The following is a 23,478-nucleotide window of genomic DNA, read 5'->3' as shown; positions in this document are numbered from 1 at the left end:
GCGTAAGAAAGTCAAGAGCCGCGCCCGGTGACCCGGTGCGGGAGGTCAGGCGGCGACGCCGCGCAGGAGGTTGTCCACGAGCCGGGCCGCGAACTCCTCGGTGAGGGGCTCGTTGGGGAGCAGCAGCCGGTGGTAGCAGGCACCCCAGAGCTGGTCGACCAGGATCCGCGGGTCGGCGTCGGCGCGGAGCCGGCCCTGCTCCTGGGCGCGCCGCAGGCGCGCGACCGCGAGGTCGCGCCGGGGGCCGGAGTAGCGCTCCAGCAGCGCGGCGGACAGGGCGGGGTCGGTCTGCGCCTGGCCGATCAGTTCGGCGATGACCCGGCCGGCCGAGGTCCCGGCGAGCAGCCGGACGAAGGCCCGCACCTGGGCCGTCAGATCGGCCCTGATGTCACCGGTGTCGGGGAAGGCGAGGGTGGACTCCACGGCGTGGAAGTAGCCGTCGAGGGCGAGGGTGCCGCGGGAGGGCCACCACTTGTAGAGCGTGGTCTTGCTGACCGCGGCCTCCTGCGCGACCCGTTCGATCGTGAAGGCCGCCATGCCCTCGCGGAGCAGCAGGGCCCCGGCGGCGGCGAGCACCTCGGCGCGCACCTCGTCCGCCGGGCGCCGCCCCCGACCGCGCCGCACCGGTGCCCCCGCCGGCCGCGCCTCCCGTTCCGCCGTCACTCCGCGCCTCCTGTCCATGGTTCCCGGACACACACTGTGACATATGGACGGTGCGTCCACCATCTGCTTATATGGACTCGGCGTTCATTAATGGGGCTGTGGTCCCTTACCGCGTGAGGTGGTATCCCATGTCCGAGATCACTCGTGCCGCACTGGTCACCGGGGCGTCCGGCGGCATCGGCCGCGCCGTCGCCGAGCGGCTGGCGGCGGACGGGACGGCGGTCGGCGTGCACTACGCCGGCAACGCCGCCGCCGCGCGGGAGGTCGTCGGCGCCGTCCAGCGGGCCGGCGGCCGGGCCGTCGCCGTGCGGGGCGACGTCGCCGACGAGACCGCGATGAGCGCGGCGTTCGACACGGTGGAGGAGGAGTTCGGCCGGATCGACGTGGTGGTCAACACCGCCGGGGTGATGGTGCTCGGGCCGGTCGCCGAGTTCGACCTCGACGCGCTGGACCGGATGCACCGCACCAACATCCGCGGCACCTTCGTGGTCGCCCGGCAGGCCGCGCGCCGGGTCCGCGCCGGCGGGGCCGTCATCACCTTCTCGACGTCCATCACCCGGCTCGCCGCGCCCGGCTACGCCGCCTACGCCGCGAGCAAGGGCGCCGTCGAGGCGATGACCCTGGTCCTCGCCCGTGAGCTGCGGGGCCGGGACATCACGGTCAACGCGGTCGCGCCCGGCCCGACCGCCACCCCGCTCTTCCTGGACGGCAAGGACGAGGAGACGGTGGCCCGGCTGGCGGCGCAGCCTCCGCTGGAGCGCCTCGGCACCCCCGAGGACATCGCCGAGACCGTCGCCTTCCTGGCCGGCCCCGGCCGCTGGGTCAACGGCCAGGTGCTCTTCGCCAACGGCGGTATCGCCTGACGGCCCGTGGCCGCCTCAGGACACGACGTCCTTGCGGGCGAAGCCGCGGAAGGCCAGGGCGAGGAGGACCAGGGCGTACGTCACCGACAGGGAGGTGCCCTGGATCATGCGGGTCAGGTCGAGCTGGGGCTGGACGGCGTCGAGCCAGGCGTACTGCCAGTGCGCGGGCAGGAAGGAGCGCCAGTCGCCCAGGGCGGTCACCTCGTCCAGGACGTTGCCGATGATGGTCAGGCCCACCGCGCCGCCGACCGCGCCGAGCGGGGCGTCGGTCCGGGTAGAGAGCCAGAACGCCAGCGCGGCGGTGACGAGCTGGGAGACGAAGACGTACGCCACCGTCAGCGCGAGCCGGGCGGCGGCGGTGTCCGTGGGCAGGGTGCCGCCGGTGGGCAGCTCCAGCGGGCCCCAGCCGTAGGCGGCGGTGCCGACGGCGAGGGCGACCAGGGGCAGCAGGACGATCGCGGCGAGGCTGAGGCCGAGGCCGACGGCCAGCTTGGACAGCAGCAGGCGGGCGCGCGGGACGGGTGCCGCCAGCAGGTAGCGCAGGGACGACCAGCCGGCCTCCGAGGCGACCGTGTCCCCGCAGAACAGGGCGACGGGGACGACCAGCAGGAAACCGGCGGAGGCGAACAGGGTGACGGCGGCGAAGTTGGCGCCGGAGGCGGTGGCCGAGTCCATCAGGGAGACCTGGCCCGCCCGGCCCTCCGGTTCCCCGCCGACCGCGAACGCGATCAGCAGCACGAAGGGCAGGGCGAACAGGATGCCGCCCATGACGAGGGTGCGGCGGCGCTTGAGCTGGCGGATCAGCTCGACCCGGACCGGCAGGGTGCGGCCCGCCCGGTAGCCCTCGGCGACCGCGCGGGGCGGCCCGGCCCGCCCGGCTCGCCCGGTGAGCGTGCGCATGGGTCAGTCTCCGATCAGGGTGAGGAAGGCGTCTTCGAGACGGCGGTGCGGGCCGACCGACTCCACCGGGACGTCCAGCCGGACCAGTTCGGCGACCAGCCGGCGGGCGGTGGTGCCGGGTTCCAGGCGGACCAGCAGGGCGCAGCCGTCGTCGGCGGGCACGGCGGAGGCCACCCCGTCCAGCGCGGCGACCTTCTCCACGACCGGTTCCCGCAGCGGCTCGGCGGTGCCCACCAGCAGGGTGTCGCCGGAACCGATGATCTCCCGGACCGGGCCCGCCTGGACCAGCCGTCCGTGGTCCATGACCACCAGGTGGGTGCAGGACCGCTCGACCTCGGCGAGGAGGTGGCTGGAGACGATGACCGTGCGGCCGGCCGCCGCGTAACGGATCATCACCTCGCGCATCTCGCGGATCTGCGGCGGATCGAGACCGTTGGTCGGCTCGTCGAGGATGAGCAGGTCCGGCAGGCCCAGCATGGCCTGGGCGATGGCGAGCCGCTGGCGCATGCCCTGGGAGTACGTCCGTACCGCGCGGGCCAGGGCGTCGCCCAGGCCGGCGATCTCCAGGGCCTCCTCCAGGTGGGCGTCCTCGGCCGGGCGGCCGGTGGCCCGCCAGTACAGTTCCAGGTTCTCCCGGCCGGACAGGTGCGGCAGGAAGCCGGCGCCCTCCACGAAGGCGCCGACGCGGGAGAGGACGGGGGCGCCGGGGGCGATGGCGTGCCCGAAGACGCGGATCTCGCCGCCGTCGGGGGTGATCAGGCCCATCAGCATGCGCAGGGTGGTGGTCTTGCCGGCGCCGTTGGGGCCGAGCAGGCCCAGCACCTGGCCCTGCTCGACGCGGAAGGAGAGGTCGCGGACCGCGTACCGGTCGCTGTTCTTCGCGTACTTCTTGGTCAGGCCGGTGATCTGGAGGGGGACCTCGGCGAGGGCCGGGTCGGGGGGCGGGGCGGTGGTGCGGCGGCGGGCGGTCAGCAGCAGCGCGGCGGCGACGGCCGCGCCGGCGAGCGGCGCCCACCAGACCCAGGAGGGCAGCCCGGCCGTCTGCCCGGTCGCGCCGAGGCCGGTCGGCACCTCCAGGGCGCCCTGGACGGAGACCGTGTACGTCGCGGGCTCCGCCGGGGAGGCGTAGCCGAGGTCGGTGGAGGAGAGGACGACGCGGAGGCGGTGGCCGGCGGCGACCTCGTGGTCGATGGCCGGGAGGGTGACGGTGACGTCCTTGCCCGCCCGCGCGCCGGTGACGCGCAGGGGGGTGACGAGCTGGGCGGGGAGCACCTGCCGGCCTGTTCCGCCGGGGGCGACGTCGTACAGCTTGGCGAAGAGGACCGCGTCGTCGGAGGTGGACCTCACGCGGACGGTGACGGTGGGCGAGCCGGTGATCTGGAGGTCGCCGGTGAGCGGCTCCGACTCGAACGCCGCGTACTGGCCGGGGAAGTCCAGGGAGACGCCGAGGCCGAGGGCGGAGAGCTGGGAGAGGCCGCCCGCGCCGCCGAGGCCCGGCAGGGCGGAGACGGAGGGCGGGCTCGCGCCGGCCGGGTTCTCGAAGCGCTGTTCCCGGCCGGTCAGTCCGACGGTCTCCCGGTCGGCCGCCAGGCCGGGGTAGCGGTCGGCGTCGACACCGCCGAGGCGGGGTTCGCCGTCGCCGCTGCCGGTGCCGAGGGTGCGGGTGACGCGGAAGGCGGGGCCGGTGGCGGCGCCCTCGTCGCCCTTCAGGTAGCGGTCGAACCACGCCTCGGTGCGGGCCTGGACGCGGCCGGCCTCCAGGTCGCCACCGTCGTGCCCGCCGGAGATCCAGTCGACGTCGACGGGGGCGCCGTTGGCCTCGATCGCCTTCGCGGCGGCGTCGGCCTGGCCGAGCGGGAAGAGGGAGTCGGTCTGCCCCTGCATGAGGAGGGTGGGCACGTCGATGCGGTCACCGACGGCCTGCGGGCTGCGTTCCTCCAGCAGTTTCACGGCGGCGGCGTCGGGCTTCCCGGACTCGGCGACGCGCTGGTACATCGCGCAGAGGTCGTCCTCGAACCGGGCGCAGCCGCCGCCGGAGTTGACGAAGATGCCGGCCCAGAGCTTCTTGAAGACGCCGTCCGGGAAGAGGGCGTCCGCGAGGTTCCAGTACGTGATCGCGGGCGCGAGGGCGTCGACGCGGTCGTCGTGTCCGGCGGTCAGCAGGGCGATGGCGCCGCCGTAGCTGGCGCCGGCCATGCCGACCCGGGGGTCGCCGGCCTGGTCGAGCCGGACCTCGGGTTGCTCCGCGAGCCAGTCGATGAGGTGCGAGACGTCGGCGACCTCTGCGTCGGGGGCGTTCAGGGCGATCTCGCCGGTGGAGTCGCCGAAGCCGCGGGCGGACCAGGTGAGGACGGCGTAGCCGTCCGCGGCCAGGTCCTCGGCCTGTTGGCGTACGTCGTCCTTGGTGCCGCCGAAGCCGTGGCCGAGGAGGACGGCGGGGCGCCGGCCGTCACCGGCGGCGGTGAAGTACGAGGTGTCGACGCGGATGCCGGGGGCGGTGGTCAGGGTGTGGTCGGTGCGGCGCACCGGGGGTGGGTCGTCGTCGGCCGCGGCGGTGTACGTGCCGATGCCGAGGCCGGCGGCCAGCACGATGGCCGTGGCGGCCAGCCGGCGGCGGGTGCCGGGCAGTCGAAGATCCATGCGGCAACGGTACGGGGTTCAGCTGTCGGGGAGTTGTCGACCGGGGGGTGAGACGGGTGCCCTCCCCCGGTCGTACGCGGGAGGGGCGGGTACTGCGGATGGGGTAGGCGGGCGCGGGTGTGTCGTGGCTTGTCGTGCGGTTCCCCGCGCCCTGAAACGCCTTTGCCCCTTCGGGACTTCAGGCCCCCGTGTCCTCGGGGATCGAGACCAGCCAGCGGGTGTCCTTGCGGGGGCGGAGGTAGAAGGCCCAGTAGAGAGTCGCCGCCGCCGCGATGCCGCCCGTCCAGAGCAGGTACTCCGTCTCCTGCTGGGTCAGGATGTAGGCGAGGACCGCGATCAGGAGGACGGGGACCGCCGGCCACAGGGGCATGCGCCAGGCCGCGGCGTGGTGGTGGTGGCCGCGGCGGCCCAGCAGGGCGGCGACTGCGACCAGCAGGTACATGCCGGTGACGGAGACGCCGGTGACGCCGTACAGGGTGTCCAGGTTGACGAAGCAGAGGGCGGCGCCGGGCACGCCGACGGCGAGGGTGGCGACCCAGGGGGAGCCGAAGCGGCCGAGCTTGGCGAAGACGGTGTTGACCGGGCCGGGCCACGCCTTGTCACGGGCGGAGGCGAACAGGACGCGGGAGTTCTGGATGACCATCACGATGCCCGCGTTGATGATGGCGAGGGCGACGCAGAGGCTGACGAAGGTGCCGGTGGCGGAGTTGGACCAGGCGGTGACCATGGCGCCGATGTCGCCGCCGGTCAGCTCGGACAGGTCGGCGGCGCCCAGGGTGATGGCGACGACCGGGACCAGGATGATCGCGGTGGAGATGGCGAGGGTGGCCAGGACCGTGCGGGCGACGTTGCGGCGCGGGTTCTCCAGTTCCTCGGACAGGTAGACGGCCGTGGAGAAGCCCTGGGTGACGAAGAGGGCGATGGCCAGACCGGAGACGACCAGCATGCCGGTGACGACGTCCGCGTGACCGTCCGCGCCGGCCACCTGCATCGAGGCGAGGCTGCCGAGGCCGCGCTCGGAGTGGGCGAAGCCCAGCACCGCGACCAGCGCCGCCGCGATGACCTCCAGGACCAGGAAGACGCCGGTGATCCAGGCGTTGGCGCGCAGGTCGAGCAGACCGGCGAGGGTGGCCAGCACCATCACTCCGGCACCGGCGGCCGACGGGTCCAGGTGGACGATCGGGGCGAGGTAGTCGGCGGTGCCCATCGCGATGACCGGCGGGACGATCACCACGACCAGCAGGGACAGGACGAAGACCAGCCAGCCCGCCAGCCGCCCGGCCATCGTCGACACCATGGCGTACTCGCCGCCCGCGCTGGGGATGAGGGTGCCCAGCTCGGAGTAGCAGAACGCCACGGCGATACAGAGCAGGGAGCCGATGGCGACGGTGAGGGCGGTGGCCGTGCCCAGCGAGCCGAACAGGTCGGGGACGACCACGAAGAGGGTGGAGGCGGGGGTGACGCACGAGAGGGTCAGCAGGGTGCCACCGACGACGCCGATGGAGCGCTTGAGGGTCCGGGGACTGCTGTGGCTGCCGTCCGGTGCCGGGGGGACGTGGAGTTCGGCGGGGCGGAGCGTGTCGGTCATGCGGCGGTCCGATCGACTCGTGCGGCAGAGGGTGACGGACGGGAGCGCTATCGCCTCCGGCGGATCAGTGCGTACTCGTAGTTCTCCGCTCCCGGTTGCGCAGCATTAACCCCGACGAAAAGCGCGTCGTCAATGGCTGACCTCCTACGGAATCCGCAGCTCAGAGGGGTGCCGGAAGACCGTCGGGAGACAACAGGGCCACGGGCGGAGCGGCTTGCCGTCCTACGGGAACCGCAGCGGACGGGCGCAAAAAAACGGGCCCGTCCGGTGGGCGGACGGGCCTCGGGGCGGCTTCGGGGGGTGCGTCAGTGGTGGCGCGGGAAGCCCAGGTCGACGCCGGCCGGGGCCTCGGAGGGGTCGGGCCAGCGGGTGGTGACGACCTTGCCGCGGGTGTAGAAGTGCGTGCCGTCGTTGCCGTAGACGTGGTGGTCGCCGAAGAGGGAGTCCTTCCAGCCGCCGAAGGAGTGGTAGCCGACGGGGACCGGGATCGGGACGTTGACGCCGACCATGCCGGCCTCGACCTCCAGCTGGAAGCGGCGGGCGGCGCCGCCGTCCCGGGTGAAGATCGCGGTGCCGTTGCCGAACGGGGAGGCGTTGATGAGGGCGAGGCCCTCCTCGTAGGTGCCGGCGCGCAGGACGCACAGCACCGGGCCGAAGATCTCGTCCTGGTACGCCTTGGCCGTCGTGGGCACCTTGTCGAGCAGGGAGATGCCGATCCAGTGGCCGTCCTCGTGCCCGGCGACGGTGAGGCCGGTGCCGTCGAGGACGACCTCGCAGCCCTCGGCCGCCGCGCCGGCCACGTAGGACGCGACCTTGTCGCGGTGCGCCCGGGTGATGAGCGGGCCCATCTCGGAGGCCGGGTCGTCGCCGGGGCCGATGGTGATCTTCTCGGCGCGTTCGCGGATCTTCTGGACGAGTTCGTCGCCGATGGCGCCGACCGCGACGACCGCGGAGACCGCCATGCAGCGCTCGCCGGCGGAGCCGTACGCCGCCGAGACGGCCGCGTCGGCCGCCGCGTCGAGGTCGGCGTCGGGCAGGACCAGCATGTGGTTCTTGGCGCCGCCGAGCGCCTGGACGCGCTTGCCGTGCGCGGAGGCGGTGGTGTGGATGTGCCGGGCGATGGGCGTGGAGCCGACGAACGACACCGCCTTGACGTCGGGGTGCTCCAGCAGCCGGTCGACGGCCTCGCGGTCGCCGTGGACGACGTTGAAGACGCCGTCGGGCAGGCCGGCCTCGGCGAGCAGTTCCGCGATCCGCAGGGAGGCCGAGGGGTCCTTCTCGCTGGGCTTGAGCACGAAGGTGTTGCCGCAGGCGATGGCGATCGGGAACATCCACATCGGCACCATCGCCGGGAAGTTGAACGGCGTGATGCCCGCGACGACGCCCAGCGGCTGCCGGATGGCGGCCACGTCGACGCGGGTGGCGACCTGCGTCGACAGCTCGCCCTTCAGCTGCACGGTGATGCCGCAGGCCAGGTCGACGATCTCCAGGCCGCGGGCGACCTCGCCGAGGGCGTCGGAGTGGACCTTGCCGTGCTCGGCGGTGATCAGCGCGGCGATCTCGTCCCGGTGGGAGTCGAGCAGGGCGCGGAACCGGAAGAGGATCTCCGTCCGCCTGGCCAGCGACGACTGCCCCCAGGCGAGGTACGCCTCCTGGGCGGCGGCGACCGCGGCGTCCACCTCCGCGGCGGAGGCGAAGGCGACGTGCCGGGTGACCGCGCCGGTCGCCGGGTTCGTCACCGGGCCGGTCCGGCCGGAGGTGCCTTCGACGGTCCTGCCGCCGATCCAGTGGTTGACGATGTCCGTCATGCCGAGAGCTCCTGTTCAGATGGCGGCGTCCGGTCGGGACCCGCCCCGCAGAGCCGGTCCGGGAACCATCCCACCAGGCCGGGGGGCGGATCGCGCCCGACAGAGTGTCTGCGGTTCGGGTACTCGCGTAGACAGGTACGGGGCCGCCGGCGCGGGGCCTCGTGTGCGGGGCCCTCGGCACGGTGCCGGACCGCCGGCGCGGGACGGCCGGGCGGAAGCATGGGGTACGGCACGGATACGGAACCGCCGGCGCAGGTGCCGGGCCGCGGACACGGGACGGCAAGGTGGAAGCGCGAGGGTGCGGCACGGATACGGAACCGCCGGCGCGGATGCGGAGTGCGGCGCGGATACGAGAGCGCGGCGTGGACGCGGAGCCTCGGACGCCGGGTGGCGGGGCTGGTCGGGGCCTTTTGGCCGGAACCCGGCGTGGACACGAAACCTCCCGCGCAGGACCACAACGCGCTACCCAACCCTCGGCACGGAAGCACGGCGCGGGCACACGACCCCCGGCACGGAAGCACGGCGCGGGAACACGACCCCCGGAACGGAAGCACGGCGCGGGCACAGGCCCTCGGCACGGAAGCACGGCGCGGGAACACGACCCCCGGAACGGAAGCACGGCGCGGGCGCAAAACCCCTGGCAGGACGGTGCGGCGCGGGCGCAGGACCCCCGGCAGGACGGTGCGGCCGCGGATGCGGAACCTCCGGCGCGGGGCCGCGGCGGGCGGGGAGTCGACGCCCGCGCGTTCGCTCCTGCCAGGGCGAAGCGGCCTGCCGCGCCGGAGGCGATCTCGGGACGGGGCGAGAAGATCACCGTACGGCCCCCGCCGCGAGTGCCGCCTCCACCTCGGCCGAGGTCGGCATGGCGGAGGAGCACTCCAGGCGGGAGGCGACGATGGCGCCGGCGGCGTTGGCGTACCGCACGGTCCGCGCCAGGTCCCAGCCGGCCAGCAGGCCGTGGCAGAGCGAGCCGCCGAAGGCGTCGCCCGCGCCGAGTCCGTTGAGGACCTGGACGGGGAGCGGGGAGACCTCGGCGGTACCGCCCCGCGCGTCCATGGCGAGAACGCCCTCGGGGCCCTGTTTGACGACGGCGAGGGAGACGCCCGCGTCGAGGAGGGCGCGGGCGGCGGCGTGCGGGTCGCGCAGACCGGTGGCGATCTCCACCTCGTCCCGGTTGCCGACGGCGACGGTGGCGTGGCGCAGGGCCTCCCGGTAGAAGGGGCGCGCCTCGCCGGGGTCCGGCCAGAACATGGGGCGCCAGTCCAGGTCGAAGACGGTCGTGGCGGAGCGGGCGCGGTGGGCGAGGGCGGCGAGGGTCGCCGTCCGGCTGGGCTCGGCGCACAGGCCGGTGCCGGTCATCCAGAAGATCCGGGCCTCGCGGACGGCGTCCAGGTCGAGGTCCCGGGCGTCCAGTTCCAGGTCGGGGGCCTTGGGCCGGCGGTAGAAGTAGAGCGGGAAGTCGTCCGGCGGGAAGACCTCGCAGAAGGTGACCGGGGTGGGCAGTCCGGGCACCGGCGTGACCCAGCGGTCGTCGACGCCGAAGTCGCGCAGCGCCTGGTGGACGTAGGTGCCGAAGGGGTCGTCGCCGGTACGGGTGATCACCGCCGTGCGGCGGCCGAGCCGGGCGGCGGCGACGGCGACATTGGTGGCCGAGCCGCCGAGGAACTTGCCGAAGGACGTGACCTGAGGCAGCGGGACGCCCGTCTGCAACGGGTAGAGGTCCACGCCGGTCCGTCCCATGGTGATCACGTCGTACGCCATACGCGGCCCCTTCGGGTCGGGTCTCCCCCAGGCTTTCTAGCCGGGTGCGCGGACCCTGTCAACGGTATGTCCGGACATTCTGACCAGATGGATGGCCGGTGCCACGACCCGTGCCGCACTCCTGTCACAAACACCTCGGCCGTGTCATGACTGTCACGGCGAGACGGGCGTTCGGTCACAGCTCCGCACGGCACGCGGCCGGTGTTCACGCCGGGTCACCGGATGGACACAGGCTGGCCGCATGACCGACCGCAGCCTCTGGTCCTACAAGGACATCGCGGCCCACATCCGGGTGCAGCCGGACACCGTGCGGTCGTACCGCAAACACGGCCTGCTGCCCCCGCCCGACCACGTGGAGGCGGGCCGCCCCTACTGGTACGCGGACACCGTCCGCGCCTGGGTGGCGTCCCGGCCGGGCACCCGCAGGCGCACGGGGCGCCGCCCGGACCCGGAGACGTAGGGCCTGCCGTTCGGATCAGGTCGCAGACGCGGGGAAGACGCAGCCGATTCCCCGCGACCTGATCCGAACGACCGGCCCCAGGCGCCGCCCGCCGGGAGCCGGACGGCGCCAGCGGTGGCCGACCACGTCGGCCACGCGGCCACCGGGGTCGCGGACGAGGAACCGCCGCACCCCCACTCCTCGTCCCGCAGCGGGTGCACGATCTCCGCGCCCCGGTCCCGCGGGGGCGCGTACGCCGCGTCGGCGTCGTCGACCTCGGCGCTCATGCCGGGTGCGGCCGGGGCGGTCCGGTCGCCGGGCATGACGGCGAGCCGCGCGGTCGGGCGGGAGGGGGAGGCGGGCGTCACGATCCAGCCGGGGCCCATGGCCTCCTGACGGCCCAGCGCGCCGTAGAACGCGCGGGTCTCCCGCACGGCTTCCGACGGGATGGCGGGCACGACACGGCGAACAGTCATCGACGACTCCGGCGGGAGGAGGGACGGGGGAGGGAGGGGTGACGGTCCTCCGTTTCCTGCCCCCGGCCGCCTCGCGGATCACGGACCGGCTCCCTGACCGCTCCCCGATACGCCACCCACGTACCCCCTAGGGGTATGCTGGAAGCAGGTGGCCCCCCAGGGACCACCGGTGATCCATCCCCACGCCCCGACGAGGAGCAGACATGACCACCACCACCGGCACCCCGGGCTCCGTCACCACCGTCTACCAGGTGAGCGGCATGAGCTGCGGGCACTGCGAGGGCGCCGTCTCCGCCGAGATCGGGGAGATCCCCGGCGTCAGCGCGGTGAAGGCCGTCGCCGCCACCGGCGAGGTGACCGTCACCTCCGCGGCCCCGCTGGACGAGGAGGCCGTGCGCGCCGCCGTGGACGAGGCCGGCTTCGAGCTGGCCGGCCGCGCCTGAGCGAGCGGCCGCGCCGCACCCCGTACCCGTCTGGAGCCGGAGCATGACCACCACCGTCCCGTCCCCCTCCCCCGCCCCGTCCGCGCCGCGTCCCGCCGGTGACGGGCCCGGCCGGGCCGAGACCGAGCTGCGCATCGGCGGGATGACCTGCGCCTCCTGCGCGGCCCGGGTCGAGAAGAAGCTCAACCGCATGGACGGCGTCACCGCCACGGTGAACTACGCGACCGAGAAGGCCCGGATCTCCTACCCGCCGGGCACGGAGATCGCCGACCTGATCGCCACCGTGGAGCGGACCGGGTACACCGCCGAGAGACCGCCGCCGCCCGAGCCCGTCCGTCCCGAGGAGACCGGGCCGGCGGCCGACGACGACCCGGAGCTGTCGGCGCTGGGCCGGCGGCTGGCCGTCTCCGCGCTGCTCGCGCTCCCCGTGGTCCTGCTGGCGATGGTCCCGGCCGCGCAGTTCGACAACTGGCAGTGGCTCTCGCTCACCCTCGCCGCCCCGGTCGTCGTCTGGGGCGGCCTCCCCTTCCACCGCGCCACCTGGACCAATCTGCGGCACGGCGCGGCCACCATGGACACCCTGGTCACGCTGGGCACCCTCGCGGCGTTCGGCTGGTCGCTGTGGGCGCTGTTCCTCGGGGACGCCGGCGCGCCCGGCATGCGGCACCCCTTCGACCTGACCGCCTCCCCCGCCGACGGCACCTCCGCGATCTACCTGGAGGTCGCCGCGGGGGTCACCGTGTTCCTCCTGCTCGGTCGCTGGCTGGAGGCCCGTTCCAAGCGGCGGGCCGGGGCCGCGCTCAAGGCCCTGATGGAACTGGGCGCCAAGGACGTCACCGTGCTGCGCGACGGCCGCGAGGTGCGCGTCCCCGCGGACCGGCTGGCGGTCGGCGACCGGTTCGTCGTACGGCCCGGCGAGAAGATCGCCACCGACGGCACGGTGGTCGAGGGCACCTCCGCGGTGGACGCCTCCCTGCTGACTGGGGAGTCGGTGCCGGTGGACGTCACCGTCGGGGACGCGGTCACCGGCGCCACGGTCAACGCCGGCGGCCGGCTGGTGGTCGAGGCCACCGGGGTCGGCGCCGGCACCCGGCTGGCCCGGATGGCCCGGCTGGTGGAGGACGCGCAGAACGGCAAGGCCCGGGTCCAGCGGCTCGCCGACCGGATCTCCGGGGTGTTCGTCCCGGTGGTGCTGCTGATCGCGGCTGGCACGTTCGGGGGCTGGCTGGGCGCGACCGGGGACACCGTCGCCGCGTTCACCGCCGCCGTCGCCGTCCTGATCATCGCCTGCCCGTGCGCGCTGGGCCTGGCCACGCCGACCGCCCTGCTGGTCGGCACCGGACGCGGCGCCCAGCTCGGCATCCTCATCAAGGGACCCGAGGTCCTGGAGTCCACCCGCCGCGTCGACACCGTCGTCCTCGACAAGACCGGCACCGTCACCACCGGCCGGATGACCCTGCGCACCGTGTACGCCGCCGAGGGCACCGACGAGGAACAGCTGCTGCGTCTCGCGGGCGCCGTCGAGCACGCCTCCGAACACCCGGTCGCCCGCGCCGTCGCGGCCGGCGCCGCGGAACGGACCGGCCCGCTGCCCCCCGCCGAGCACTTCGAGAACGTACCCGGACGCGGCGCACGCGCCCGCGTGGAGGGCCACCAGGTGGCCGTGGGACGCCTCTACGACGATCTGCCGGCCCCCGTGGCACAGGCGGTACGGGACGCCGAGCAGGCCGGCCTCACCGCCGTCGTCGCCGGCTGGGACGGAGCGGCACGGGGCGTCCTCGCGGTGGCCGACACGGTCAAGGAGACCAGCGCCGAGGCAGTGGCCGCGCTGCGCCGCCTCGGGCTGCGGCCGGTGCTGCTCACCGGCGACAACCGGCCGGTCGCGGAGTCCGTCGCCCGGAGCGTCGGCATCCCCGCCGAGGACGTCATCGCCGGGGTGCTCCCCGAGGGCAAGGTGGCCGAGATCGAGCGCTTGCGCGCCGAGGGCCGTACGGTCGCGATGGTCGGCGACGGGGTCAACGACGCCGCCGCGCTCGCCACCGCCGACCTGGGCCTGGCGATGGGCACCGGCACGGACGCGGCGATCGAGGCGAGCGATCTGACGCTGGTCCGGGGCGACCTGCGGGTGGCCGCCGACGCCATCCGGCTCTCCCGCCGCACCCTCGCCACGATCAAGGGCAACCTGGTCTGGGCCTTCGGCTACAACGTGGCCGCGCTGCCGCTGGCCGCCGCCGGACTGCTCAACCCGATGATCGCCGGGGCGGCGATGGCCTTCTCCTCGGTGTTCGTGGTGACCAACAGCCTGCGGCTGCGCACATTTCGCTGAGGTCTCGAACGTCCGGTGCCTCTGGAGTCCGGAACCCTCCTCACATAAGCTCTTCACAAGGCTCGCGCATCTTCCTTACGCTGGGGTCTCGTTCGGCATACCGGTCTCTTGCCCACCTAACGGACAGGAGCAAGAGACTCGGATCACAGTGACCCGAACGTAACCATCGGAGGGGTTCGAAGGTCTAAGTTGACAATGTCAGTGAGCGTCTTGGGGGGCGCGAACTGACATCCGGGGTTGTCTTGGGGGACGTCCTCGGAAATGCGTTGCCGGGGCACGTACACCGGGAAGCTTTGAGCGGCCCTCCCGGAGGTGCGCTGTCCCGGCAGACCGCAGAGCAGTACGTACTACGCAGTACAGCGATTCAGGCGCTGTTCTCACAGACGCCCGGCCCGGATCCCGTGGGGGGAATCCGCACCGGGACATGGGAAGGCGCCCTGGTCGCCGGCCCGTGGGGGGACCGGCGCCGGGGCGCCTTCCGCTTGTTCGGGCACACGCCTTGCCCAGACCCGCGCCCCGTCCCGGCACGCGTCGCACACGTACAAAGAAGTCCCGCACCGCGAGGCGGTACGGGACTTCCCGGGGTGCCGGTGCGGCTCAGCGCTCCTCGACGGGGACGAAGTCGCGCTCGACCACGCCGGTGTAGATCTGGCGCGGGCGGCCGATGCGGGAACCCGGCTCCTTGATCATCTCGTGCCACTGGGCGATCCAGCCCGGCAGCCGGCCGAGGGCGAACAGGACCGTGAACATCTCGGTCGGGAAGCCCATGGCCCGGTAGATCAGGCCGGTGTAGAAGTCGACGTTCGGGTAGAGGCTGCGCGAGACGAAGTAGTCGTCGGAGAGCGCGTGCTCCTCCAGCTTGAGGGCGATGTCCAGCAGCTCGTCGGACTTGCCGAGGGCGGAGAGGACATCGTGCGCGGCGGCCTTGATGATCTTGGCGCGGGGGTCGAAGTTCTTGTAGACCCGGTGGCCGAAGCCCATCAGGCGGACGCCGTCCTCCTTGTTCTTCACCTTGCGGATGAAGGAGTCGACGTCGCCGCCGGCGTCGCGGATGCCTTCCAGCATCTCCAGCACCGACTGGTTGGCGCCGCCGTGCAGCGGGCCCCACAGCGCGTTGATGCCGGCCGAGATCGACGCGAACATGTTGGCCTGGGAGGAGCCCACCAGGCGGACCGTGGAGGTCGAGCAGTTCTGCTCGTGGTCCGCGTGCAGGATCAGCAGCTTGTCCAGCGCGGAGACGACGACCGGGTCCAGGTCGTACTCCTGGGCCGGGACCGAGAACGTCATGCGCAGGAAGTTCTCGACGTAGCCGAGGTCGTTGCGCGGGTAGACGAACGGGTGGCCGACCGACTTCTTGTACGCGTATGCGGCGATCGTCGGGAGCTTGGCGAGCAGCCGGATCGTGGAGAGGTTGCGCTGCTGCTCGTCGAAGGGGTTGTGGCTGTCCTGGTAGAACGTGGACAGCGCGGAGACCACCGACGAGAGCATGGCCATCGGGTGGGCGTCGCGCGGGAAGCCGCGGTAGAAGTTCTTGACGTCCTCGTGCAGCAGGGTGTGCTGCGTGATCTCGTCCTTGAACGACGCCAGCTCGTCGACCGTCGGCAGCTCGCCGTTGATCAGCAGGTAGGCGACCTCCAGGAAGGTGGAGCGCTCGGCCAGCTGCTCGATCGGGTAGCCGCGGTAGCGGAGGATGCCCGCCTCGCCGTCCAGATAGGTGATGGCGGATTTGTAGGCGGCGGTGTTTCCGTAACCGCTGTCCAGGGTGACCAGCCCGGTCTGGGCGCGGAGCTTCCCGATGTCGAAGCCCTTGTCACCGACGGTGCTGTCGATCACCGGGTAGGTGTACTCGCCGTCGCCGTACCGCAGTACTACAGAGTTGTCGCTCACGTCTTCCCTCACCGACGTAGTGCCTCATCTTCGAGGTGCCCTGACTGTCTCTACCATCCCCCACTTGGCTCAGGAGAGTGCACTCGGGGTCGACCATCGGGCCTATCGGCGGCACTGAGTGCCGTCAACTTGTTCATCCTGCCCCTTAAGTTCCCCGCCCGGTAGTGGTCTGTGACCTTCACGACTCATTTGATCGATCATTCGTTACGTTCCTCCGCTAGGTGAGCGGGGTGGCGAGCCGGAAGTCGAGCGCCGTGCACCGCCGTCCCGCCGAGACCGTGCGCACCGCCTGGGCGATCGCCCGGCGCGAGCCGACGAGGACGACCAGCCGCTTGGCCCGGGTGACCGCCGTGTACAGCAGGTTGCGCTGGAGCATCATCCAGGCGCCGGTGGTCACCGGGATCACCACCGCCGGGTACTCGCTGCCCTGGGAGCGGTGGATGGTCACGGCGTAGGCGTGGGCCAGCTCGTCGAGTTCGTCGAAGTCGTAGGGCACCTCCTCGTCCTCGTCCGTGCGGACGGTGAGCCGCTGGTCGACGGGGTCGAGGGAGGTGACGACGCCGACCGTGCCGTTGAAGACGCCGTTCTCCCCCTTGTCGTAGTTGTTCCTGATCTGGGTGACCTTGTCGCCGACGCGGAAGACGCGGCCGCCGAACCGCTTCTCCGGGAGGTCGGGGCGGCCGGGGGTGATGGCCTGCTGGAGGAGGCCGTTGAGCGCGCCCGCGCCGGCCGGGCCCCGGTGCATGGGCGCGAGGACCTGCACGTCCCGGCGCGGGTCGAGGCCGAACTTCGCCGGGACGCGGCGCGCCGCCACGTCGACGGTGAGCCGGCCGGCCTCCTCGGTGTCGTCGGTGACGAAGAGGAAGAAGTCCTTCATGCCGTCGGTGAGCGGCTGCTGCCCCGCGTTGATCCGGTGGGCGTTGGTGACCACGCCCGACTGCTGGGCCTGGCGGAAGACGCGGGTGAGACGGACGGCGGGCACCGGGCCGCCCTCGGCGAGCAGGTCCCGCAGCACCTCGCCGGCGCCGACGGACGGGAGCTGGTCGACGTCACCGACGAAGAGCAGGTGGGCGCCCGGCGGGACCGCCTTCACCAGCTTGTTGGCGAGCAGCAGGTCCAGCATGGACGCCTCGTCCACGACGACGAGGTCGGCGTCGAGCGGCCGGTCCCGGTCGTAGGCCGCGTCGCCGCCCGGCCTCAGCTCCAGGAGCCGGTGGACGGTGGACGCCTCGGCGCCGGTCAGCTCCGCCAGCCGCTTGGCGGCCCGTCCGGTCGGCGCGGCGAGCACCACCTTGGCCTTCTTCGCGCGGGCCAGCTCCACGACCGACCGCACGGTGAACGACTTGCCGCAGCCCGGCCCGCCGGTCAGCACGGCGACCTTCTCGGTGAGCGCCAGCTTCACGGCGGCCTCCTGCTCGGGGGCCAGCTCGGTGCCCGTACGCCCCTTCAGCCATCCCAGTGCCCGGTCCCAGTCGACGTCCCGGAAGCACGGCATCCGGTCCTCGTCCGCGCGCAGCAGCCGCCGCAGCTGTCCGGCGAGGGACAGCTCCGCCCGGTGGAAGGGCACGAGATAGATGGCGGTGACGGGCTCGCCGCCGCCGTCGGGCCCGGGGACCTTCTCCCGTACGACGCCGGGGTCCTCGCCCTCCCCGGGCTCCGCCGCCAGCTCGCCGAGGCACTCGATGACCAGCCCGGTGTCGACCTGGAGCAGCTTGACCGTGTCGGCGATCAGCTTCTCCTCCGGGAGGTAGCAGTGGCCCTGGTCGGTGGCCTGGCTCAGCGCGTACTGGAGGCCGGCCTTCACCCGGTCCGGGCTGTCGTGCGGGATGCCGACCGACCTCGCGATCTTGTCGGCGGTGAGGAAGCCGATGCCCCAGACGTCGGCGGCGAGCCGGTACGGCTGGTTCCTGACGACGGAGATCGAGGCGTCGCCGTACTTCTTGTAGATCCGCACGGCGATCGACGTGGACACCTCCACGGTCTGGAGGAAGAGCATGACCTCCTTGATCGCCTTCTGCTCCTCCCAGGCGTCGGCGATCTTCTTCGTCCGTTTCGGGCCGAGCCCGGGGACCTCGACCAGCCGCTTCGGCTCCTCCTCGATGATCCGGAGGGTGTCGGTGCCGAAGTGCTGGGTGATCCGGTCCGCGAAGACCGGCCCGATGCCCTTGACCAGGCCGGAGCCGAGGTAGCGCCGGATGCCCTGGACGGTGGCGGGCAGCACGGTCGTGTAGTTCTCGACGTGGAACTGCTTGCCGTACTGCGGGTGCGAGCCCCAGCGGCCCTCCATCCGCAGCGACTCCCCCACCTGCGCGCCGAGCAGCGCGCCGACGACCGTGAGGAGATCGCCGCCGCCTCTGCCGGTGTCGACGCGGGCGACCGTGTAGCCGTTCTCCTCGTTGGCGTACGTGATGCGCTCCAGGACACCTTCGAGCACGGCGGGGCGCCGCGCACCGGGCGCCGCCGGGGACGCCGGGGGCTGGTCGGTCATGATCCGACGGTACCGGGGGGGTGTGACATGCCGGCCGTGCGGTGCGCTCCTCACCGCTCTGGGGACATGTTCGGGCCGAGGGTCGTGGAGACGTCGGAGTTCCGGGGGTACGGGAAGGACGGCTGAGCCCTCCGGGCCGGCGCGGGGCGGTTGTTACACGGGTGTTGATCTTCGGGGTAACCGCGGGGGCCGTTCGGTCGTCTTCTCCGGATGTCATGTAGTAGTGGCGGCCCGGCGCGGAGGCGCCCGGGTCGTCCGTCCGAGAACGGTGCACTCCCCCGATGACCTCGCAGAGAGCCATACGTCCCGCACTCTTCGACCGTCTGCCCGGCCGGCCCATCGCCGCGGTGCTGGCCGCCGCCGGTGTCCTCGCCGCGGTGCTGGTCGGCCGGGGCGGGCTGGACACCGTCGTCGGCTGCGGCATCCCCCAGGACGAGTTCGCGTCGCAGACCGCCTCGGACTGGGTGACCAACGCCGACCACGTGGTGGTGGCGACGCCCACCGGGGAGAAGGAGACCGGGCGTGAGGACTTCACCGAGGGCTCGCTGAAGTACGCCGCGGACCGGGACGTGACCTTCCGGGCGGAGAAGGTCCTCTGGTCCGCCGGCGCGCCGCGCCACGCGCTGGGGGACGGCTTCGACCTGGTCGCCCCCGGCTGGCGGGTCTACCAGAGCGGTACGCGCGTCAAGCGGACGGCCGCGGCGGCGCCCCGCCTGGAGACCGGTCACACCTATCTGCTGGCCCTGCGCTGGGTGGACGGGGCGTGGAAGGTGCTCGGGGAGGGCGCCGCCGTACCGTTCGACGACCATGTCGCCGGGCGGGGCGAGTGGTGCGGGCGGGTGCTGGGCGAGGGGGACGTGGCGCTCGGCGAGCGGTTCTCCCGCGAGGACGACAGCAGCCTGGAGGAGGACGTGTGGGGCCGGAACGAGGAGGCGGTGAGCGCGGCCCTGCGGTCGGCGAAGAAGTCCTGACCGGCGTCACCGCCGGCCGGCCAGCGCCAGCAGGCTGAGGCCGAACATCAGGACGCCCAGGGGGAGATGGACCGCCGGCAGGTGCGCGATGCCGACGACGACCTGGACGGAGGCGAGGACGAGGAAGCCGGACGCGTACGCGACGGGCCGGGGCGAGCCGCCGCCCGGCTTCCACGCCAGCACCGCGGCGAGGACGTACAGCATCGACGCGGCGTACATCACGCGGGCGCCGACGCTGTGCAGAGTCTCCCCGTAGGACGCGGTCAGCAGGAGCCCGGCGGAGACCGCCTGCGCGAAGATGGTCAGGGTCTGCAGCGCGATCGCGGCCCGCAGGAACGTGCCGTGCCGCGGTGCCGTCGCCCGGGTGGTGGCCATGGTCTCGGTCCCCTTTCCGCCCGGTGCGGGCGGTGATCGGTAAGGTCTCACCAGCCCGACGACGCGGGCCCGCGAAAGGTAAGGCGAGGGTCGGGGGGCCTGGCGTGATGACCGACGGTGTGGCGGACGAGCGGCGCCAACTGATCAACGTGGCCTACCGGTTGCTCGGTTCGCTGGCGGAGGCGGAGGACGCCGTGCAGGAGGCGTACGCGCGCTGGTACGCGCTGCCGGAGGACCGGCGGGACGGGATCAGGTCCCCGGGCGCCTGGCTGACGACGGTGACCGGGCGGATCTGCCTGGACGTGCTCGGCTCGGCGCGGGCCCGGCGGGAGCGGTACGTCGGCGCGTGGCTGCCGGAGCCGGTGCCCGACCGGGCGGCCGAGCGGGGCGGCGGCGGGGCGGACCCGGTGGACCTGCTGGTGCTGGACGAGTCGGTGAGCATGGCGTTCCTCGTCGTCCTGGAGACGATGACGCCGGCCGAGCGGGTGGCGTTCGTGCTGCACGACGTCTTCCGCTACCCGTTCGCCGAGATCGCCGGTGCCCTCGGCCGGACGCCGGCCGCCTGCAAGCAGCTCGCGGCGTCCGCGCGGCGCCGGGTGCGGGACGCCGGGCCTGCGGCGCCCGCGGCCGGGCTGGCCGGTGCGGTGCGGCAGGTCAAGGAGGCGTGGGAGGCGCGGGACATCGGCGCCCTGGTCGACCTCCTCGACCCGACGGCCGTGATGACCGCCGACGGGGGCGGCGTGGCGGGCGCCGCGCTCCACCCGGTCGAGGGCGGCGCGCACATCGCCCGGTACATGGTCGCCCTCGCGGAGCGGGCGCCGGGACTGGTCCTGTCGGAACGGCCGGTCAACGGCACGCCGGGGCTGGTGGCGAGCCTCGGCGGCGTGGTGCTGACCGTGGCGTCGTTCGACCTCGCCGGGGGGCGGGTCAGCCGGATCTGGGTGGTGCGGAATCCGGAGAAGCTGGGGTGGTGGGTGTCAGGGGGTGCGGGGGCGGGGTGACTTGAGGTGGTCGAGGAAGGGCAGGAAGGCCGGGGCGGAGAAGGTGAGGCCGCCTCGATGGAGGGCTTTGGTGTCGCGCAGGGATATGTGCGTCGGTGAGCTCGCCACCTCCACGCAGTTGTTGCCGTCGCCGCCGTCCGAGTATGAGGACTTTCGCCAGCCGCCCGAGATGGTCATGTCACGCCTCACAGCTCTTTCGCCAGTCTGCTGATCAAGTCGCGTGACCGGCCGGGGTCCAACGACAGAGCTTCCATTTTACGGAAACGTGTTCTGTAGGCGCTCAACTGGGCTTCCGAATCCACGAAGACGGAACCGTGCGGCGCGTCGCGAATGACCGTGTCCAACCGGCTCACCGGTCCACCGACATACGTCATGCTGCTCCCGGCCCGGTTGAAGCCATCGAGGTCGAGAGGGATGACTCGGAGCGTGATGTGATCGGCCTGCGAGAGCTCCAGCAGCCGGTCGAGCTGTGCGCGCGAGGAGGCTCGGTCGCTCACCCGGATACGTAGTGCCACCTCGTGCAGCACTGCCGTGCAGCGCAGGGGAGCCGGGCCGTCGAAGACGACCCGACGCTCCATGCGGTGGCGGACCCGCAGCTCCAACTCCTCATGCCCCAATTCGGGGACACGGTTGGCGAAGACTGCACGGCTGTAGTCCTCGGTCTGGAGGAGGCCGGGAACGTGCAGAATCGACACCTCGTGCCAGAACGAGGCATGGTGATCCAACTCCGCCAGGTCCAGGAAGGACGAGGGCAGCAGCCCCCGGTACCTCTCCCACCACCCACGCGTGCGATCCGTCGCCAGGGCGACCAAAGCCTCCACGAACTCCTCGTCAGCGCACCCATAGTGGCCAGTGAGGCGGCGGAGCCGCTTCTCGCTCACGCCCGCCAGCCCGGACTCGATGTGGGTGATCTGCGCGGGACTGACCCCAAGAAGCGCCGCCGCCTGCCGAGAGCTGAGGCCCGCCGCTTCGCGCAGCCTGCGCAGCTCGGTCGCCAGACGCATCTGCCGTGCCGTCGGTTCGCTTCGCAAGGCTTCTGACCACTCCCCCGTGCAACCCGCCTGCGGGCATTACTCGTTCGGGGACAGATTACGCGACCGGCTTGCCCCATCTCTAAATTTAGATTTACCGTCAGTGACGCACCGCACACCGTGCGGCACCGGGCCACCGGAAGCGCACCGCCCCGTCCTGCCATGACGGCTGCGGCATTGACACCGACCGCCCGCATCGCCTTCCCCATCGACAGACGGAGTCGACCGGCATGCCCGACACCACCCCTTGGGAGTACTCCCTCCACATCCCCAACGACCTCCGGGCCGTCACCGTCAGCCGGCGCACCCTCCGGCTCGTCCTCACCCTGCACGGGCTGATCGGCCTCGTGGACGTCGCGGAGCTGCTCGCCGCCGAGTTGGTGTCCAACGCCGTGCGGCACACCAAGGGGCCCGCCGCGCTGCGGGTGCGCTGGTCGCCGCCGGGGACGCTGCGGATCGGCGCGTGGGACACGGACCCGGAGCCCCCGGAACCGGCCTCGCCGGCCCTGCGCGCGGAGGAGCGGGAGGAAGGCCGGGGGCTCACCCTCGTACGGGCGTGCTCCGACGAGTGGGGGTGGTATCCGCTGACCAGGAACGGTGACCGGGGGAAGTACGTGTGGTGCGAGGTGGGGGTGGCCCGGCAGCCCGTCACCCGTCGCCCGGCGTGAGGGACCTCAGCGGCGGGTGCTGCGCGGTGATGCCCGGGGGCTGGAGCAGGGGCGGGGGTTCCGGACCGGGATCCTCCGTGAGGACGGTCCCGGCGGCGGCGAGGTCGAAGCCTGCGGGCGGGCGCGTGCGGTCGCTGACCAGCGCGCCGGAGAGCCGGGCCCCGCGCAGGCCGGCGGTGCTCAGGTCGCAGCCGCGCAGGTCGGCCAGGCGCAGGTCGGCGTCGTGGAAGACGGCACCGCCCGCGTCGGCCTTCCGCAGGTTCGCCTCCCGCAGGTCGGCCTCCGTGAGATCGGCGTCCCGCAGATCCGCCTCGACCAGCTTGGCGCCCCGCAGGTCGGCCCGGACGCAGCGGGCCCGGCGCAGGATCGCGGTGGTGAGATCGGCATGGCGCAGGTTGACGGAGACGAGGGACGCCTGCGTCAGGTTGGCGTGGTAGAAACCGGCCGCCTCCATGCAGGCCCGGTCGAGGTTGACCTCCGTCAGCCACAACCCGTCGCAGTCGGCGCGGCGCAGGTCGGTGACGCCGAGGTTGAGCCAGGTCTGCTCCCGGGGGTGGCTCAGCAGCACACCGAGGCCGGTCAGCGCCACCTGGGCGTCGGCGGCCCGGACCTCCAGCGGCACGATGTCGTTGATCGGCACGTCCGCCGCCGGAGCCGGCCCCTCGGTGGGCGGCCAGGGCAGGTGGGTGCGCAGATAGGCCGCCTGGATGGAGAGGACGGCGTCGCGGTCCCGGGCGGAGTGCTCCGCGATCCGCCACAACGCGTGCAGCCCGCCGATCCGCGTCTCCAGCTTCTCGCTGCCGAGCTGGTCCACGGCCGTACTGAACCGGTCGGTGACCTGCCCCTCCTGCGTCGCGCGCAGGCCGTCCTGGCTGACGCGCAGTTGCCGCCAGGTGGCGTACGCGCCGAACAGGAGGACCATGCCGCCCACGGCCTGGAGAAGCGTCGTACGGACGTCGTTCACCGCCGTCAGCCGGTCCTGCGCGGCGACGCTCGCCCCGGCGAGGTCGCGGTCGACCACCATGCCGGGCACGACGACCAGCAGCGCCCCGACCGCGCCCACCGCCACCGCCCCGGCCAGCAGCACCGCGACCGCCCGCCGCCACGCGGCCGGCCGGCGGCGCGCCGGTCCCCCCATGTCCATGACCAG

The 23,478-nt window shown here is 73.0% G+C and carries 19 protein-coding genes and 1 pseudogene; 7 read left to right on the top strand and 13 right to left on the bottom strand.

Going from position 1 to position 23,478, the window contains the following annotated elements; all coding sequences use genetic code 11:
- Positions 1-45: 45 nt before the first annotated feature.
- The gene (locus Sdagh_RS29115; RefSeq protein WP_226535938.1) at positions 46-663 is read right to left on the bottom strand and encodes a TetR-like C-terminal domain-containing protein; all 618 of its coding nucleotides are present in this window, start codon (positions 661-663) and stop codon (positions 46-48) included.
- A 128-nt stretch (positions 664-791) separates the two neighbouring features.
- Between Sdagh_RS29115 and Sdagh_RS29110 the strand changes: the two genes are divergently transcribed.
- Complete coding sequence (locus Sdagh_RS29110; protein WP_190077205.1) at positions 792-1,526, top strand: SDR family oxidoreductase; 735 nt, start codon at positions 792-794, stop codon at positions 1,524-1,526.
- Between the two features lie 15 nt (positions 1,527-1,541).
- Here Sdagh_RS29110 and Sdagh_RS29105 read toward each other — a convergent pair whose 3' ends face one another.
- The 5 genes from Sdagh_RS29105 to iolC form a co-directional block, all read right to left on the bottom strand.
- The gene (locus Sdagh_RS29105; protein WP_189412448.1) at positions 1,542-2,426 is read right to left on the bottom strand and encodes an ABC transporter permease; all 885 of its coding nucleotides are present in this window, start codon (positions 2,424-2,426) and stop codon (positions 1,542-1,544) included.
- 3 nt (positions 2,427-2,429) lie between these two features.
- A complete protein-coding gene (locus tag Sdagh_RS29100; protein WP_189412446.1) occupies positions 2,430-5,066 on the bottom strand; it encodes an alpha/beta fold hydrolase in 2,637 nt (878 codons plus the stop codon).
- Between the two features lie 178 nt (positions 5,067-5,244).
- Positions 5,245-6,654, bottom strand: a complete 1,410-nt coding sequence (locus Sdagh_RS29095) for an APC family permease (protein ID WP_189412438.1) — start codon at positions 6,652-6,654, stop codon at positions 5,245-5,247.
- Positions 6,655-6,959: 305 nt separating this feature from the next.
- Positions 6,960-8,462, bottom strand: coding sequence for a CoA-acylating methylmalonate-semialdehyde dehydrogenase (gene mmsA, locus Sdagh_RS29090; protein ID WP_189412436.1), 1,503 nt, complete (start codon positions 8,460-8,462; stop codon positions 6,960-6,962).
- Between the two features lie 810 nt (positions 8,463-9,272).
- The gene (iolC, locus tag Sdagh_RS29085) at positions 9,273-10,223 is read right to left on the bottom strand and encodes a 5-dehydro-2-deoxygluconokinase (RefSeq protein ID WP_190077204.1); all 951 of its coding nucleotides are present in this window, start codon (positions 10,221-10,223) and stop codon (positions 9,273-9,275) included.
- 241 nt (positions 10,224-10,464) lie between these two features.
- Between iolC and Sdagh_RS29080 the strand changes: the two genes are divergently transcribed.
- The gene (locus Sdagh_RS29080) at positions 10,465-10,683 is read left to right on the top strand and encodes a helix-turn-helix transcriptional regulator (protein WP_189412426.1); all 219 of its coding nucleotides are present in this window, start codon (positions 10,465-10,467) and stop codon (positions 10,681-10,683) included.
- Between the two features lie 15 nt (positions 10,684-10,698).
- Here the strand turns inward: Sdagh_RS29080 and Sdagh_RS29075 are convergent.
- Positions 10,699-11,138, bottom strand: a pseudogene (locus tag Sdagh_RS29075) (VOC family protein).
- 203 nt (positions 11,139-11,341) lie between these two features.
- Between Sdagh_RS29075 and Sdagh_RS29070 the strand changes: the two are divergent.
- Together Sdagh_RS29070 and Sdagh_RS29065 are read left to right on the top strand one after the other, a co-directional pair.
- Positions 11,342-11,581 (top strand): heavy-metal-associated domain-containing protein, encoded by a 240-nt coding sequence (locus Sdagh_RS29070; RefSeq protein ID WP_189412424.1) that lies wholly within the window; start codon positions 11,342-11,344, stop codon positions 11,579-11,581.
- Between the two features lie 43 nt (positions 11,582-11,624).
- A complete protein-coding gene (locus Sdagh_RS29065; protein ID WP_226535935.1) occupies positions 11,625-13,907 on the top strand; it encodes a heavy metal translocating P-type ATPase in 2,283 nt (760 codons plus the stop codon).
- A 597-nt stretch (positions 13,908-14,504) separates the two neighbouring features.
- Here the strand turns inward: Sdagh_RS29065 and Sdagh_RS29060 are convergent.
- Together Sdagh_RS29060 and recD2 are read right to left on the bottom strand one after the other, a co-directional pair.
- Positions 14,505-15,794, bottom strand: a complete 1,290-nt coding sequence (locus tag Sdagh_RS29060) for a citrate synthase (protein WP_190007647.1) — start codon at positions 15,792-15,794, stop codon at positions 14,505-14,507.
- A gap of 217 nt (positions 15,795-16,011) precedes the next feature.
- The gene (gene recD2 / locus Sdagh_RS29055) at positions 16,012-18,282 is read right to left on the bottom strand and encodes an SF1B family DNA helicase RecD2 (protein ID WP_190077346.1); all 2,271 of its coding nucleotides are present in this window, start codon (positions 18,280-18,282) and stop codon (positions 16,012-16,014) included.
- 281 nt (positions 18,283-18,563) lie between these two features.
- Between recD2 and Sdagh_RS29050 the strand changes: the two genes are divergently transcribed.
- Complete coding sequence (locus tag Sdagh_RS29050) at positions 18,564-19,253, top strand: hypothetical protein (protein WP_190077345.1); 690 nt, start codon at positions 18,564-18,566, stop codon at positions 19,251-19,253.
- Positions 19,254-19,259: 6 nt separating this feature from the next.
- Here Sdagh_RS29050 and Sdagh_RS29045 read toward each other — a convergent pair whose 3' ends face one another.
- Complete coding sequence (locus Sdagh_RS29045; protein WP_190077344.1) at positions 19,260-19,628, bottom strand: hypothetical protein; 369 nt, start codon at positions 19,626-19,628, stop codon at positions 19,260-19,262.
- Positions 19,629-19,735: 107 nt separating this feature from the next.
- Between Sdagh_RS29045 and sigJ the strand changes: the two genes are divergently transcribed.
- A complete protein-coding gene (gene sigJ / locus Sdagh_RS29040; RefSeq protein ID WP_190077343.1) occupies positions 19,736-20,629 on the top strand; it encodes an RNA polymerase sigma factor SigJ in 894 nt (297 codons plus the stop codon).
- On the opposite strand, the gene Sdagh_RS29035 is transcribed toward sigJ, so the two are convergent.
- On the bottom strand, positions 20,606-20,806 hold the full coding sequence (locus Sdagh_RS29035; RefSeq protein WP_190077342.1) for a DUF397 domain-containing protein: 201 nt from the start codon (positions 20,804-20,806) through the stop codon (positions 20,606-20,608). The genes sigJ and Sdagh_RS29035 overlap by 24 nt on opposite strands.
- An 8-nt stretch (positions 20,807-20,814) precedes the next feature.
- Positions 20,815-21,633, bottom strand: a complete 819-nt coding sequence (locus Sdagh_RS29030; protein WP_190007642.1) for a helix-turn-helix domain-containing protein — start codon at positions 21,631-21,633, stop codon at positions 20,815-20,817.
- A gap of 257 nt (positions 21,634-21,890) precedes the next feature.
- On the opposite strand from Sdagh_RS29030, the gene Sdagh_RS29025 reads away from it, so the two are divergent.
- Positions 21,891-22,328: an ATP-binding protein gene (locus Sdagh_RS29025; protein WP_190077341.1), complete on the top strand. Its 438-nt coding sequence runs from the start codon at positions 21,891-21,893 to the stop codon at positions 22,326-22,328.
- On the opposite strand, the gene Sdagh_RS29020 is transcribed toward Sdagh_RS29025, so the two are convergent.
- Positions 22,309-23,472, bottom strand: a complete 1,164-nt coding sequence (locus tag Sdagh_RS29020) for a pentapeptide repeat-containing protein (protein WP_190077340.1) — start codon at positions 23,470-23,472, stop codon at positions 22,309-22,311. The two genes, Sdagh_RS29025 and Sdagh_RS29020, sit on opposite strands and share 20 nt — an antisense overlap.
- Positions 23,473-23,478 lie beyond the last annotated feature (6 nt).

This window comes from Streptomyces daghestanicus (assembly GCF_020521275.1).
GTDB lineage: Bacteria > Actinomycetota > Actinomycetes > Streptomycetales > Streptomycetaceae > Streptomyces > Streptomyces griseoviridis.
Note: the sequence above shows the minus strand (reverse complement) of the source record. Positions and strands in the feature narration are given on the sequence as shown.

Bases quoted from the DNA above. Each gene is read 5' to 3' on its own strand.
- Sdagh_RS29110 (WP_190077205.1), top strand. From the start codon at position 792: ATGTCCGAGATCACTCGTGCCGCACTGGTCACCGGGGCGTCCGGCGGC.
- Sdagh_RS29105 (WP_189412448.1), bottom strand. From the start codon at position 2,426: ATGCGCACGCTCACCGGGCGAGCCGGGCGGGCCGGGCCGCCCCGCGCG.
- Sdagh_RS29100 (WP_189412446.1), bottom strand. From the start codon at position 5,066: ATGGATCTTCGACTGCCCGGCACCCGCCGCCGGCTGGCCGCCACGGCC.
- Sdagh_RS29095 (WP_189412438.1), bottom strand. From the start codon at position 6,654: ATGACCGACACGCTCCGCCCCGCCGAACTCCACGTCCCCCCGGCACCG.
- mmsA (WP_189412436.1), bottom strand. From the start codon at position 8,462: ATGACGGACATCGTCAACCACTGGATCGGCGGCAGGACCGTCGAAGGC.
- iolC (WP_190077204.1), bottom strand. From the start codon at position 10,223: ATGGCGTACGACGTGATCACCATGGGACGGACCGGCGTGGACCTCTAC.
- Sdagh_RS29080 (WP_189412426.1), top strand. From the start codon at position 10,465: ATGACCGACCGCAGCCTCTGGTCCTACAAGGACATCGCGGCCCACATC.
- Sdagh_RS29070 (WP_189412424.1), top strand. From the start codon at position 11,342: ATGACCACCACCACCGGCACCCCGGGCTCCGTCACCACCGTCTACCAG.
- Sdagh_RS29065 (WP_226535935.1), top strand. From the start codon at position 11,625: ATGACCACCACCGTCCCGTCCCCCTCCCCCGCCCCGTCCGCGCCGCGT.
- recD2 (WP_190077346.1), bottom strand. From the start codon at position 18,282: ATGACCGACCAGCCCCCGGCGTCCCCGGCGGCGCCCGGTGCGCGGCGC.
- Sdagh_RS29050 (WP_190077345.1), top strand. From the start codon at position 18,564: ATGACCTCGCAGAGAGCCATACGTCCCGCACTCTTCGACCGTCTGCCC.
- Sdagh_RS29045 (WP_190077344.1), bottom strand. From the start codon at position 19,628: ATGGCCACCACCCGGGCGACGGCACCGCGGCACGGCACGTTCCTGCGG.
- sigJ (WP_190077343.1), top strand. From the start codon at position 19,736: ATGACCGACGGTGTGGCGGACGAGCGGCGCCAACTGATCAACGTGGCC.
- Sdagh_RS29035 (WP_190077342.1), bottom strand. From the start codon at position 20,806: ATGACCATCTCGGGCGGCTGGCGAAAGTCCTCATACTCGGACGGCGGC.
- Sdagh_RS29030 (WP_190007642.1), bottom strand. From the start codon at position 21,633: ATGCGTCTGGCGACCGAGCTGCGCAGGCTGCGCGAAGCGGCGGGCCTC.
- Sdagh_RS29025 (WP_190077341.1), top strand. From the start codon at position 21,891: ATGCCCGACACCACCCCTTGGGAGTACTCCCTCCACATCCCCAACGAC.
- Sdagh_RS29020 (WP_190077340.1), bottom strand. From the start codon at position 23,472: ATGGACATGGGGGGACCGGCGCGCCGCCGGCCGGCCGCGTGGCGGCGG.